The 13,245-nt window shown below is 49.4% G+C and carries 18 protein-coding genes; 4 read left to right on the forward strand and 14 right to left on the reverse strand.

What is annotated here, in order from left to right; genetic code table 11:
- Window positions 1–22 precede the first annotated feature (22 nt).
- The 3 genes from IE117_RS16675 to IE117_RS16685 all read right to left on the reverse strand — a co-directional run bounded on the left by IE117_RS16675 (window position 23) and on the right by IE117_RS16685 (window position 1,927).
- Window positions 23–988 (reverse strand): hypothetical protein, encoded by a 966-nt coding sequence (locus tag IE117_RS16675; protein WP_189565615.1) that lies wholly within the window; start codon window positions 986–988, stop codon window positions 23–25.
- A 156-nt stretch (window positions 989–1,144) separates the two neighbouring features.
- Window positions 1,145–1,648 carry a very short patch repair endonuclease gene (locus tag IE117_RS16680; protein ID WP_229581042.1) on the reverse strand — a complete coding sequence of 168 codons (504 nt, stop codon included), beginning with the start codon at window positions 1,646–1,648 and terminating at the stop codon, window positions 1,145–1,147.
- A gap of 87 nt (window positions 1,649–1,735) precedes the next feature.
- Window positions 1,736–1,927 carry a hypothetical protein gene (locus IE117_RS16685; RefSeq protein ID WP_189565616.1) on the reverse strand — a complete coding sequence of 64 codons (192 nt, stop codon included), beginning with the start codon at window positions 1,925–1,927 and terminating at the stop codon, window positions 1,736–1,738.
- Between the two features lie 111 nt (window positions 1,928–2,038).
- Here IE117_RS16685 and ruvB point away from each other — a divergent pair, with 111 nt between their 5' ends.
- From ruvB to IE117_RS16700, 3 genes are all read left to right on the forward strand, one after another.
- Window positions 2,039–3,055 (forward strand): Holliday junction branch migration DNA helicase RuvB, encoded by a 1,017-nt coding sequence (ruvB, locus tag IE117_RS16690; protein WP_189565617.1) that lies wholly within the window; start codon window positions 2,039–2,041, stop codon window positions 3,053–3,055.
- Window positions 3,056–3,153: 98 nt separating this feature from the next.
- A complete protein-coding gene (locus IE117_RS16695) occupies window positions 3,154–4,158 on the forward strand; it encodes a hypothetical protein (RefSeq protein ID WP_189565618.1) in 1,005 nt (334 codons plus the stop codon).
- Between the two features lie 29 nt (window positions 4,159–4,187).
- Window positions 4,188–4,436, forward strand: a complete 249-nt coding sequence (locus IE117_RS16700) for a hypothetical protein (RefSeq protein WP_189565619.1) — start codon at window positions 4,188–4,190, stop codon at window positions 4,434–4,436.
- Between the two features lie 82 nt (window positions 4,437–4,518).
- On the opposite strand, the gene IE117_RS16705 is transcribed toward IE117_RS16700, so the two are convergent.
- Complete coding sequence (locus tag IE117_RS16705; RefSeq protein WP_189565620.1) at window positions 4,519–5,232, reverse strand: TVP38/TMEM64 family protein; 714 nt, start codon at window positions 5,230–5,232, stop codon at window positions 4,519–4,521.
- Between the two features lie 29 nt (window positions 5,233–5,261).
- On the reverse strand, window positions 5,262–6,047 hold the full coding sequence (locus tag IE117_RS16710; protein WP_189565621.1) for a hypothetical protein: 786 nt from the start codon (window positions 6,045–6,047) through the stop codon (window positions 5,262–5,264).
- Window positions 6,048–6,147: 100 nt separating this feature from the next.
- Here IE117_RS16710 and IE117_RS16715 point away from each other — a divergent pair, with 100 nt between their 5' ends.
- A complete protein-coding gene (locus IE117_RS16715; RefSeq protein WP_189565622.1) occupies window positions 6,148–6,354 on the forward strand; it encodes a DUF4177 domain-containing protein in 207 nt (68 codons plus the stop codon).
- A gap of 36 nt (window positions 6,355–6,390) precedes the next feature.
- On the opposite strand, the gene IE117_RS16720 is transcribed toward IE117_RS16715, so the two are convergent.
- From IE117_RS16720 to IE117_RS16760, 9 genes are all read right to left on the reverse strand, one after another.
- Complete coding sequence (locus IE117_RS16720) at window positions 6,391–6,819, reverse strand: GNAT family N-acetyltransferase (protein ID WP_189565623.1); 429 nt, start codon at window positions 6,817–6,819, stop codon at window positions 6,391–6,393.
- 337 nt (window positions 6,820–7,156) lie between these two features.
- Entirely contained in the window at window positions 7,157–7,963 is an 807-nt protein-coding gene (locus tag IE117_RS16725; protein ID WP_189565624.1) for a DUF3667 domain-containing protein, read from the reverse strand.
- A 114-nt stretch (window positions 7,964–8,077) separates the two neighbouring features.
- A complete protein-coding gene (locus tag IE117_RS16730; RefSeq protein WP_189565625.1) occupies window positions 8,078–9,061 on the reverse strand; it encodes an NAD(P)-dependent alcohol dehydrogenase in 984 nt (327 codons plus the stop codon).
- Window positions 9,062–9,181: 120 nt separating this feature from the next.
- The gene (locus IE117_RS16735) at window positions 9,182–9,610 is read right to left on the reverse strand and encodes an SRPBCC domain-containing protein (protein WP_189565626.1); all 429 of its coding nucleotides are present in this window, start codon (window positions 9,608–9,610) and stop codon (window positions 9,182–9,184) included.
- A gap of 92 nt (window positions 9,611–9,702) precedes the next feature.
- The gene (locus IE117_RS16740; RefSeq protein ID WP_189565627.1) at window positions 9,703–10,116 is read right to left on the reverse strand and encodes a hypothetical protein; all 414 of its coding nucleotides are present in this window, start codon (window positions 10,114–10,116) and stop codon (window positions 9,703–9,705) included.
- Window positions 10,117–10,204: 88 nt separating this feature from the next.
- A complete protein-coding gene (locus IE117_RS16745; RefSeq protein WP_189565628.1) occupies window positions 10,205–11,431 on the reverse strand; it encodes an ABC transporter permease in 1,227 nt (408 codons plus the stop codon).
- Between the two features lie 290 nt (window positions 11,432–11,721).
- Window positions 11,722–12,279 (reverse strand): glutathione peroxidase, encoded by a 558-nt coding sequence (locus tag IE117_RS16750; protein WP_189565629.1) that lies wholly within the window; start codon window positions 12,277–12,279, stop codon window positions 11,722–11,724.
- Between the two features lie 303 nt (window positions 12,280–12,582).
- Entirely contained in the window at window positions 12,583–12,939 is a 357-nt protein-coding gene (locus tag IE117_RS16755) for a helix-turn-helix domain-containing protein (RefSeq protein WP_189565630.1), read from the reverse strand.
- A 1-nt stretch (window position 12,940) separates the two neighbouring features.
- Window positions 12,941–13,234 (reverse strand): type II toxin-antitoxin system HigB family toxin, encoded by a 294-nt coding sequence (locus tag IE117_RS16760; protein ID WP_189565631.1) that lies wholly within the window; start codon window positions 13,232–13,234, stop codon window positions 12,941–12,943.
- Between the last annotated feature and the right edge of the window lie 11 nt (window positions 13,235–13,245).

Genomic DNA, 13,245 nt, shown 5'->3' on the forward strand with positions numbered 1-13,245 from the left:
TACAGGCCTCAGTATCCGCAAATTAACTTAGCAGAGAGTAGGAAATCAGCAGCCGTCCATCGGCTCGCCACCTAATCCAGCCTTGCCCAACCTTTTTAAAATCTTCGTCCAGCAGATGAACATTCATCCAGTCATCTCTGATGAGCGTGGGCCGCATGAAAACGTAACTTGCATTTACCTTGCCCGCCTGGACTAATGGCTTTACGCAAATGCCCTGATCCATACCGCTCAGGTACTCCACCGAATTCACATTGAGTAAAAATTCAGGCCAATACAGGATCTTGCCCGCTTCCCGTCTGACATAAGCAATTTGCTGGTTCCTGGTGTTGACGGTCACTTCCACAAAATCGCGTCCCACAGATTGCATCCGAAAATACAGCATGTCGTAGTCCAGTTTGAGATAATCGGGCACCAACCAGGGGGGCGCATAGGCGATGTCGAATCCGCCCCGCGTCAATCGTTTGAAAACGATGCTGTCTGTGGGCGGATGTCCTGTTACTGGTTCATCAAGATTGGGATTGCCATAAAAATACAGCACGGGATTTTCGTAAAAATGGGGGGCGAAAAAACCCAGACCCATGGGCGTCTCATCGTTTCTCCCTGCTAAATCAACGGCTTCATTGGTAGTTAATTTGGTTACAGATTCAGTAGCACCGGTGGGCGGAAGCAGGAGAGCATCAGCTTGCACAGCACCTTCCCGATTGTAATAACGGTACACAAAATACAAAATGGCAATAGCTGCCAATAGGGAAAACACACGATTGATTTTTACAATAGCAGCGTGCGATGCGTAACAGGCGACAAACAGAGCAATGACCAACGCAAGAAGGGCGGCTACTACCCCGTAACTAAGAACAATTGCTCCTCCGGCAAGTCCTTGCCCTTTGCCCGCTTCCGTTAGTCCGGCGTAGGTCAGTCCAGCGACGAAAAAAACTAGAATGGAGAGGAAATAAAGTAGGAGGCTGGCGGGTTGGATGAGCTTCTTCATGAGAGGATAGGATTGATTATGAGGTAGGTAAATATACCCAATCATCTGTATCCATGAAAACTAACGCTTGGGAAGTGCCGTCAGAAAGAGAATTACGAAGTTACTGAATGTGAGTGGAATGAGAGGAGGGGGCACCAGTGGGGAATATTGTTGGCCTTATGATTTGCCATAGTTTGGAAGCTCCTCCGCTACTGCTTCGTAGCGCTCAGGCGCCTCTGCTGCCGTGCCGTACTCCGCTTTGTGGCGTTGATGCAGAAAGCACAGCAGACGCCCAAGGGACTGGGCGCGGTCGGCAGCGGTGCGTAGTTCACACTCATAGATTTTCCAAACTTTCCAGCCCAGCTTTTCTAGTAGAAACACATTTCGACTGTCACGCTTTTGGTTAGCGGTGATTTTTTCCAGCCAAAACGCGCGGTTGGATTTGGGTAGTTTGCTGATCCTGCAGGTATCATGCCCATGCCAGAAGCACCCATGCACAAATACCACCAATCCATACTTCTTGAGCACTATATCCGGTCGGCCGGGCAACTTACGGTCATGCAGTCGATACCGGAAACCATGTCGGTGTAAACACCTGCGCACGGTCCACTCGGGTTTCGTGTCCTTCGACCGAATCGCCTGCATGATCTGCCGCCTCTTTTGCTTGTCAAAAATGTCCAACCGCGTTGAATTTTGATGGGTGATTTAGTGCATGAGAGGATATTGCTTGTGCCTGTTTATATGCTCGTGCATTTACCCGGATTTTAATCAGGCTGCCTGTCTTCCTTCGTATTTTCTTATCCGCTCGTCGTACAAATCCAGGCCGGCCCTAATCGCATCGCGCATTTCCTGAGCGGTGAGTCCGCCGGAATGGGCCAACTGATAACACTGGCTGCTAAGGGAGCCGTGCCTGGCAGTCTGCTGTTTTAAGTACAAAATAATTCCTTGCTTACCGTTCATGATATTGTCCTGTTTTTCATTTTTTACAAAGATAGAAATATATAATACAACTATATTATAATTGATAAAAGTTCAGTATATTTGTATTGAACATGAAACTAGAAATCAAGTATGAATATCGTCAGACAAACGCTGCCCGATTCGGTGCAGGAGGTGGAGCTTGAACGCGCCTTGCGGCCTTTGAGCTTCAATGATTTTTCGGGACAGGAGAAGGTATTGGACAACCTCCGGATTTTTGTCCAGGCAGCCCTTGAAAGGCAGGAACCGCTTGACCATGTGTTGTTGCATGGGCCACCCGGTTTGGGGAAAACTACCCTCGCCTGTATCCTGGCTAACGAGTTGGGGGCGCACCTCAAAACTACCAGCGGCCCGGTACTTGACAAGCCCAATGAATTGGCGGGGCTCCTCACCAATCTTCAACCTGGTGATGTGCTCTTTATCGACGAAATCCACCGTCTTAACCCTGTTGTGGAGGAATACTTGTATTCTGCGATGGAGGATTACAAGATCGATATAATGTTGGACAGTGGTCCTAATGCCCGTTCGGTGCAGATCGGTCTTAGTCCCTTTACACTCGTCGGGGCCACTACGCGTGCGGGGATGCTAACTACGCCTTTACGCGCTCGATTCGGTATTTCATGCCGGCTTGAGTATTACCAGCCGAGCCTGTTATCTACGATCATTCAGCGCTCGGCGGAATTGCTGGGTTGTCCGATCAGCGAAGACGGTGCCCTCGAACTAGGTACCCGAAGCCGGGGAACGCCACGCATTGCCAACAATCTGCTGCGACGTGCCCGCGACTTCGCTCAGGTACTCGCTGCGGGTTCCATCACCACTGATGTGGTACAACGCACGCTAAGGGCTCTGGAAGTTGGAGAGAATGGTCTGGATGAGATGGACAACCGTATTCTGGCGGCGATTGTGGAGAAGTTTTCGGGTGGTCCGGTGGGGTTGTCAACCATCGCTACCGCAGTGGCTGACGAAGCCGAAACCATCGAGGAATTGTACGAGCCATTCCTGATCCAGGAAGGGTATCTTAAACGCACTTCGCGAGGCCGTGAAGTGACCGAAAAGACCTACCGTTACCTGGGGGTGGAGATGCCTAATAAGTACCAGCAGGCCGCCTGATACAATGCTTGGATATAGCATATAATTATATTATATTTGGAGAACCATTCAGGACCGGATAGCGTTTATTAGTAACAGGTCAAAAGCCCAATTTAGCTATGGAACAAAACTTGGAAAAATCATATAAGGAGCAGGAAGAATGGCGGCGGTCAATTCCCGCTCAGGTCTTCCTGAATCATTTCTTCGGCTTGCATCGCCACATCCAGCATTTGCGGCACACAAAAAGTCTGGATCAGGTATGGCACTTCCGCGAATTCGAGACCAGAATCACCGAGAAGCAGGAGGAGGCTGCCAAGAAGCTTCTGGTTCAGGCCTGGAATACGGAGTATGCCCTGCGCAAGACTGCTGAGAACGGCGATGAGACTTTTCACCGGAATGCACTTTATTGGACCTTCCCGCAGGCGTATTACAGCATATTTTTTGCCACAAAGGCTTTTCTGACCGTACAGGGCGGGACTGCAAGTAACGAGTGGGTTGCGCGCGCGCGCGTGGGCAGGCTGGTTGCTGCCAACTGGTATCCGGCTCCTCTCGCTTTTGGAGCGATGGGTTACCCCGGTAAGTTCACGCTGATGGGTTTGCCTTCCGGGCATGCCACGCCTTCACTGCATTTGACCGATACGCCGCACGAATGGCAGGCGCAGGTGGGACAATTTCTACGTACCACACGCACCCGCCAAATGCAGAACGCAAGACGTCGCCTGCAGGCTGATCCTGAGAAGGCGGTACGAACCAAGACGGGAAAAATTTCGACACGATTCGGTGCGAAAGAATGGACACAGGTGACGAAGCGGGTAAGTCCGACGAGCTTCCTGGATCTGTTTGCCCGGTTGAAAATTTCTTCGACCCACCGCGAGGTAGAGCGTTTTATCGAAGCTGACATCGATTTCCGTCTTTTTCACCATTGTCTGTTCGAGACAGTACGCTATATCAATTCCATTCACGAGGCCTATGTGGCCAAAGCAATTGGAGCAGAGCGTTACGCCGAGTTTAGGGAATCGTTGCCAGCTTATCTTCGCGAGGAGTTCGGGGGCGACGGGCCAAAGAGCCCTCACGAAGCGGCTGTCATTCCGCTGGAACCAAGATGGTCCAAAATGGCTGGCTAATCAACCACTTAATCTTAAATCGAATTATCATGAATACGAACCCAGCATTTTTTAAAAGCAAAGGTGGCGGACAATATTTTAAACGCGAAGGCGAGCGGGTTAAGATCGTCTGCCTGTATGAATTCAACCCTTCGGTAGAACGCACGACCTACGATGACAAGCTTCTTTCAGCACTTGAATGTACCCCGTGCGATGAAGCGTCGTTCAACGATGCCCAGGAGCAGGTCATACGCATCCTGCAACTCGGCGAAGCCGGATGGGCTGCTCAGAGAGCATAGCGTCTCTTAAAGACTATAATGTAGTTTTGGTTTTATGGATAAAGGAATAGCCTCAGGTCAATGACCTGGGGCTATTTTGTCTTCAGGAAGCTTCCCACGCCCCTTTTTTTCTATCCCACCAAACGTAGATTCCAAAGCCAACCAGGCAAACTACGCTCGTCCAGATGAGCCCTCGCTGCAGGCGTTCGGAGTTGCCTTCCAGGTAGGCCAGTAGGCCGATGAGCGGGGAGATGCCCAGCGCCGTAGCGGCCATGAATTTCCAGAAGCCCATACGGGTGAGGCCTGCTACAAAGCTAATCGTGTCGTTGGAAAGAAAGGGCGCTATCCGGAACACCATGACAGTGCCAAAACCGTAGTTTTCAAGGTAGGATTTCATCTTTTTCTCCGCTTTTCCTCCCAATAAGGCGAGCAGGGTATCTTCGCTCAGCGACTTTCCAAGAACGTAGGCCGTTGCGGAGGCCAGCAAGATACCCAGCAGAGACAAGCCACTGCCCCACCAGGGACCGTAGGCAAGGGTGCATACCAATATCAACAGCCAAGAGGGAATAACAAAGGCCAGCATCTGGACTAAAAACAAAATGAGCAATAGCAACGGTCCCCAAAAGCCAAACTGCGCCACCCATTGGGCGATTCGGGATTCCTGTCCGCTGGTGAGGACGCGCCAGGCCTGCTGGCAAAACGACTGAAATTCAGAAGACAGGAAATAGGCCAGCAAGCCACCGCCCAAAATGAGAGCAGAAACAAAAAGCGGTAGGTACTTAACCAGACTGGAGGCTTCGCTTTTGTTTTTTTTCATTGGGTAGTATGACTACTGGTTGGACATTATCAGGCAGCTACCAACGGAACCCCCTGGGTTGCCTGCCAGTAAGTCCAGCTGATAAAAATAAGGATGCCGGCAAAAGCAATCCAGACCAAGGCCGATTTCTGACTCGCTTTCAGAGAAAGGGAAGCTACGTATACCCCCAGCAACATGAGCACTTGCAAACCGTGTAATCCAAAAGAGTGCGCCACGCGCAAATCGCCGAAGCCCGTGCTCCAATTGAGCAGCGGCAGCCCCGGCCCGCCATCCGGCCCACCCACGGTGTGGCCCCGCTGCGCTGACATGTAGCCCCCCAGAAAACTACCAACTAAAAATAACAGTAGCCCCAGGCGTGCACCCAGCACGTAAGGCCCGGGAAGTTTGCTGAGATTGGCTCTGATATAGCGATAGGTAAAAACCATCACCCAGATTGTACTGTAAACAATAAAAAAGCCCATGAGGGCAAAAACGATCCCTCCGCTCGCGGACTCCATATTGAAATGGGACTTGACACCACGTGCGGCTTGCACCGTAATGGCTACGTTTTCGATAACCACCGCCAGGGTGATCTGGCTCGCAAAAAGACGAATGAACCGGCTTTGCGGCAAATCACCACACAGCCAGGCGAAAGTCAGAAGGTAGATGCCTGACGAAACAAGAAATTTAAAAGGCTTGATCCAGCGATTAATGCCCAGGATTTGGGTGTCATCGGCAGCCATCGGAATCAGCAGGAGCAGCGCCCCGATCAGCAGCGCCATCCCAACGTAGCATAGTAATTTGTTGCGCTCGCGGAGAGTTACCAGCAGATTCATGATAACGTCAGGTTTTTATTGTGAGGGTGATAAGAAAACCCTATAATTGCTAGCATGAACATGCAAAAAATCACTTACCTATCAAAGAACCAAACTCAAAATGAAAGAATACAAGCTCGAAAGTTTTATTTACTACAGCAAATTGACCTTTGATCCCAACCACCTTCTCAACTCGTCAACTACGGAGATTCAGGAAAAACTGAACGAGTATGCGAAAAATGGCTGGCGGTTGGTTTCGACCACTACCACTAATTTCGGTTCCGCGATGTACTTCTACTTATATTTTGAAAGGGACGCAACGTTCTGATTCCGAATCGGCGCGAAGCTCAGTTCAATCTCTGGATCAATGTTCGTCACCATCATAAATCCACATGGATTTGGTGTCGCCGGCGCGCTGGAAACCTATTTTTTTGTAGAATTCTACGGTATTACCATCGGCAGTAAGTACCTGCATGTGGAAATCTTTGTACTTTTCCTGCATCTTCTCAACCAGTTGGTTGCCTATGCCCATTCCCTGATATTCGGGATGCACGAGGAAGTGCGGATAATACACTACCAGATGGCCGTCCGAGATAGCGTTTCCCAAACCTACCAGCTTATTGCCATCCCAGGCGGTATATAGAGAATGGGAATTCAAAAGTCCGTTGTAGAGTTTGGTCGGCTTTTGCGCGGCGCTCCACCCATTAGCTTCGTAAAGGGCCAGCACATCTTCGATGCGAATTCCTTTCTTGTCCGAAATTGTAATTTTTGGAGTTAATACTTGACTAGTCATATAGAATGTTTTTATTTATTTGTAATTATTATTCTGAAAAATAAGCCTATCGAAATACATTTAATAGGCGTTAAGCCAGCTGATTATAAATTTATCAGGCTTGTCGATCAATTTTAATGCTTTTCTTCTGAATAATATTCTGCTACAATAGAGTACTGTTTAAAATAGTATAATTCAAAGATAGCTGAATTTTTTGCAAAAGTCAAATTGAATGGGTTCTTAACCAGGCACTTACTTTTTCTACACCTGAAATGATGGAACAGATATAGCGCTGCTTTATAGGGGTAGCCGACCGCGTAGTTAGTAACCGACCAACGCACAGCCCGGGCGAAAGTACCTACTTGACCAACCCCCAAAATCCAGTGGAAATGTATTGGCTGATCGCAAATGAAGTGCCCGCAACCCACACCACAAGGGTAAGCAGGGTAGCACCAAAAGCCTTAGCCAGCGCAGCCTTGCCCGTTCGGTTGATAAATTTGTAATAAAATATACCGCTGTAGACCAGTTGTCCCAGAAAATAGACACCCAGAAACCGACTACTCTGCTCTCCCGCCAGCAGCCGGGTGATGGGCACAAACAGCAGAATATACAGTAGGTTGGTGAACCCGTTCATGTACATGCCCGCAATCAGGTGCTCGATGTAGTTGTAACTGGCTTTCATATAAAATAGCCAGTAAATCAACGCGATGATCGGTATGGCAATGAAAGCCAGAAGATTGGAATACTGGGCTGTGAAATGCATCGCCACGGCTTTTCGCTCGTAAATGCGGATTACCCGTTGCTTTTCCACTGGATCGGTGATTTGACTGATTCGCGGATTTTCCTTTTCGACATCGGTCGGGGGCTTTTCCAGGGTAGTCATGGTCAGCACGAAGAGTCCGGCGACGATCAGGTAAAAGTTAAGCGGTGGAAAGTACTTTTTACGCTTTCCCTCCACGTACTCCCTTGCCACTACCCCTGTGCTCGTTGCCAGCGACCTCAGTAAGTACAAAAATCCCTTATCGGCGTGCGTCACGTAATGGACCGCATCATGGAGTAAGTCGTGGAAATGGATGCGGTGCGTGTCTTTTTTTTGGGAGCAGCTGGGGCAGTACTTGTAGCTATCCTGCAAATGGGTACCGCAGTTGAGGCAGTTGGCTGACATACGCGAGGGAGATAGTAAAAGCCGGTAGTCGAAAGGGGAATATCGACCCAAATTTCAAAGATAAAGGCTCCGACCGTTTTTCCAAATGATTGCCGCATTTTTTGGGAGATCAGGCTATTGGACAGTAATAACCAGTTTTCCCCGGGCGTGCCCTTCTTCCAAGTACCTGATCGCCTCCGGCACTTCACCCAGTTTGTACGTTCTTTCTATAACGGGTTTTATTTTGCCAGTCTCGATGAGACTTTTCAGGAAAAACAGATCCTGATGGCCGGGTTTGGCCAGCAGCGCGCCCAGTTTTTTTCCCTTTCGTGATAACAACGGTCCCAGGAACAGAGCCTGAAACAGTTGAGCGCTGGTGCCTCCCGTCATGACATACCTCCCGCCGGGTTTTAGAGATCGCTTGTACGCGAGGATTGGGTGATAGCCATTCGCTGCCAAAATGAGGTCGTACTTTGGCCCATTCTCCTGCGCTGCGAGGATAGTGAAATTCTGCTTCGTATAGTCAATGACGTGATCGGCCCCCAGAGCGCGCAGTAAATCCAGCTTGCCTGTGCTACCCACGGCAGTGACTACCGCTCCAAATGCTTTGGCAATTTGCACGGCAAAAGTACCCACTCCGCCCGAAGCACCGTTGATAAGTACCTTTTTCCCGGCGCTGAGCTGCCCTTCGTCGCGAAGGGCCTGCAAAGCCGTGATGGCCGCACAGGGTAGGGCAGCTGACTCTTCAAAAGTCAGGTTTTCAGGTTTGAGGGCCAGCAAGTGCTCGGGAACGCAGGCATACTCGGCAAAGGCCCCGAAACCACTGGCCGATAAGTCGGCGAAAACTTCATCGCCTGCCTTAAACTGCTTGACGTCTCGGCCTACCGCCTCCACCCGTCCGGACATGTCGAGGCCGGGTACCTGGTGTTTTGGTTTCAGTAATCCGAGTGACAGGCGGGCGATTAAGGGTTTGCCGCGAATCAGGTGCCAGTCGGCGGCATTGATTGAGGCCGCCAGTACCCTGACCAGGACCTCGCCGTTGCCGGGCGAGGGTTTGTCGATCTCTTCATGGCGAAGCACATCGGGTGAACCGTACTCTGTAAATACAATTGCTTTCATGGTAACTGTTCGTATAAATGTACGATCAAGTTACCGATTGTCGGCAGGTAGTTTTCACGGAAATTGATATACGGTTATCACTATACGCTCAGCGGAAATATGAGTCCGCCAACCAAATCATCAGCTGGCTTTGCCCTCCACGTACTTTTTGAAATTATCCAGAATTGCCTGCCAGCCTTGCTTCTGGGCTTCCGCAGGATTTTCTTCTTCGGGTTCGAAGGTTTCCGTCACTTTGGTTTTGCCTTCATTTTCTTCAAACGCCACCGAAACCTTCCGGTCGTCAGCCAAGATGTATTCGAGCAATTCATGCTCTACTATTTTTTTGTAAGTACCCGAGAAGTCGAAGGCAAAACTGCCGTCCCGTGCTTCCATACGATAGATGAATTCTCCGCCTTCCGTCAGATTATTATCGGCGCTGGGCGTGTACCATTCGTCGCTGGCGTTATTCCATTGGGTAATGTCATCGGGCGTCGTCCAGGCTTTCCACACTTTTTCTAATGGAGCGTCTACGATGGTTTCGGCGGTAATGGTTGATTGTTCGTTAGCCATGTTAGTTTTCTTCAGATTAGTAATGGGAAAAGCAACAACCTATCAAAAATCTGTGCCGCTTGTTTCAACCAGATCCCGACACTTGAAAAAACTCATTGCCGGATATACCTCAATCGCACATCTTGGCAAGCTGTTATCGTGAGGCTGTCTCCTTGTTGGACCAATTCCCACCGAGGACAAGCCAGACAAGAAACCGCTGCACACTTTCCGGGCAGTACTTCGTTTGTTTTTACCTCAAACAAAATACCATTCAGGAAATAAGAAGAGGGACCACAGCACGACCGCTGGCCGTCTCTATCCAGTAGCACACCATCGTATCGGAAGGCGATTGTATGGGCATCTTTACCCGGTACTTGTTCTGTAATGGTCGAATCATTTCGGGTATATGCCGATTCCACCAAAAGCCACTTGCCTACGATATTGGCTACTTCGGGCAGGGGATCGTTTTGTGTTTTACAGAAAGAAAAGGCAAATACCAGGCATACGAATTGGATGAATCGGTTCATAGGAATTGGTTTTTCTTTTTCCTGATCCAATTTTCCGTTCAAAGGTTGTAAACCGAAAGAAGAATTGAATTGATTAACCAATTCAAAGTTATTCGCGACGAATGGCCTCCACCGGATCCAGCCTGGCCGCCCGCAGAGCGGGGTATGTCCCGAACACGATGCCAATTAGCACCGCTACTACCGAGATGACCAGCATCGTGTTCAAGGTAAAGGCTGCCTGAAAGGGAGCTTTGGCCACGGCTTTTACGATGGGAACGATAATCAAAGTACCTCCGATGCCAAGGAGCAATCCCAGCAAACTACCAAAGACGGAAATGGTAACCGACTCAGACAGAAACTGCAATACGATGTCTTGCTTTTTGGCCCCAACGGCTTTGCGAACACCGATTTCGGAGGTGCGTTCCGATACCGAAATCAGCAGCACATTCATGACGCCGATCCCGCCTACCAGCACCGAAATACCCACGATAAATCCCATGATTACACGAAAGATCAGAAAACCCTGAGCGGCTTGCTCCACCCGAAACTCGTTGGTAAATACCTCGAAATCATCCTTGCCGTTGGGAACATTCCGGGCAATCCAGGCCAGTACCTGCGCTTTCAGGGCGGGTACATCCTCCACATTTTCGGCTTCCAGGCCGTAGTCCAATCTCATGGTTTGGAGATCGTCCACGCTGAGCAGCGAAATCGGAAAGTACAGTTGGGCCGGGGTGGCGGTGTCGGACTTTGTGATCCCGACAATCGTAAGTACTTGCTGTCCAACCTGCACTTTTTTGCCGATGAGGTCAGGAACCTGTGTATTACCGGGCATTCGGCGGACAAAGGTTTCGTTCACCACAGCGACTGGCCGCTGCTCATTCAGGTCGTTATTTGTAAAGCTTTTTCCCCGGATGAACTGGGTTTTCGGAGCCAACTGCGGAAGTGCGCCGCTTATCATCGTGCCGATCCGCTGCGTATCGCCCTGCATGGTCACCTCCCGGCCCTGCCGGGTGAGCATGTATACGTCAACGGGCAGCGATAAGTTACTGTGAAGCCGGTTGATTTGCTGGTAGCTGAGCAGGGGAAAGGAGTCTTTGCGAACCCGAATGCCATTCACTACTTTATCCGGCTTGTTGTAAATGACGATGGCTTTCAGCGAGGTAGTTTTGGAAATCTGCTCGTTGGCATATTGTTCCATTCCGTCGATGAGCGACAGAATGCCTACCAGCGAGGCCACGCCGATGACGATACCCAACACGGAAAGTACCGTATGAAAAAAGCGGGAGCGAATGGTGTTGATAGCCGACGAAAAGGAGATCAGAATCTTTTTCCACATAGTGACGAGCTGCTGAGAACGGACGAATAGAAGTGCTAGATCGTCGAACTACCGGATATTAGCAAGTGAAAAAGGACAAATGGAGCATTCTACCTGTGAGCAGCTCTACCATTTAGTCCTTTTAAAACGTAACCAACGGGATCATGGATTCAGCAAAAAGACAAATGCAAGGCAAATCTCCAACAGCGGCTACCTCAACCGGCCGGGCAAAGATCGTGTCGCACGTTAGGGCGGGAAAAGCTTTTTTTAGAGGTTTATAGCTACGCTGTCAAAGCCGGGATAGAAGGTCATTAAATGCCAATCGCTTTCCTGAATTCTGGGTCGGTGGGTTTAACGGCGGATGCGAAAAAATGGGTGAGCTGTCCTTTCTCGTCTACGACGTATTTGCAGAAATTCCACGTAGGTGCTTTGTCATTCCAGCCATTCAGTGATTTGGTCGACAGCCACTTGTAAAGCGGATGCTGCATTTTTCCCACCACATCGATCTTGTCGAATAGCTGAAAGGTAACCCCGTAGTTTTTCTGGCAGAACGTGGCTATTTCTTCATCGGAACCCGGCTCCTGACCCCCAAAGTTATTGGCCGGAAAGCCCAGCACGATAATGTCTCCGCCATACTTTTTGTGGAAGGCTTCCCAGTCGGCATACTGGGGCGTGAAGCCACATTTGGAGGCCACATTGATCAGCACCACTTTCTTGCCCTTGTATTGGCTGAGGTCGATGGTCTGATCGCCAATCAGGGCCTTCATTTTAAAATCGTATAAGTTCTGGGTGCCAGTCATGGTAGGGTCGGTGCGGTTATCGGATGCTTTTTTGTCGGCAAATATGCCTTGTAGAAAAGTGGAAAACATAAAAAAGAGAAAGGAAAATAATGTCATCATAGCTCAGACAGTGATAGAATATACAGACTACTCTACTGTTGAAAAAGTAATAACTCGGACTGTGGTTGATTGTTCAACCTGATGAGGGAAGGCTGCTCTTCTCATTGGCAACTTTCCGACTGCCGCGTCGCAGACGCTACAACGAAGTGCGCCCCGATTTGTAAGCGGGCGCGGTCATATCTTCACGTTTGTAACACGAAGACTCGCAAAAGCGATCGGGTGAAACGCTGCATCCTCGATGCGAATTTCTAAATTACAGTTAGTAGTGCCAAACTAGTATTCCTGCACCAGTACTTCCGTCGGAATATGAAGCGAGGCGTTCAGCTTTCGGATCATTTCCAGGCTTAGTTTTCGCTTTCTGTTCAGGATTTCGCTGACGCGGCTTTTGAATCCCAGTACTTCGGCCAAATCCTTTGGCTTCATATCCATCTGCTCCATTCTGAACTTAATGGCCTCGATGGGGTCTGGCATGCCAATGGGGAAATGCTCGTTTTCGTACTTATCGATCAGAATCGAAAGTACTTCCAGTTCATCCCCCTCCGGCGTTCCTCGTTTCGCGTCGAAGATAAGTTCCAATCTTTCGAGTGCAGCCTGAAAGTCCTCCTCGCTTCTTATGGGTTTGATTTCCATATCAAATAGTGTTTGCGTCAATTTTATCGTATTCGGCGTGGGTGCCGATAAACCTGATCCAACAGAGTTGGTATTCAAAACTGAATTTTACGATCAGTCGGTAGTGGTTGCCTTTAATGTTAAAAACGATCCGGTTGTCTTTCAGAATGCTGGCACTAGGGTATTCGGATTTCAATTGGTTGAGGTTCGCCCATTCCGTTTTTTCCGTCTCCCGATACCAGGATTTCAACTGCTGTTCGCAATCGTTGTGCTTTTCCCAGAATTCGCGTAGTGTTCGTTTGGCAATTACTTTCACCTTTGGGCGGA

Source organism: Persicitalea jodogahamensis (assembly GCF_014651615.1).
GTDB lineage: Bacteria > Bacteroidota > Bacteroidia > Cytophagales > Spirosomataceae > Persicitalea > Persicitalea jodogahamensis.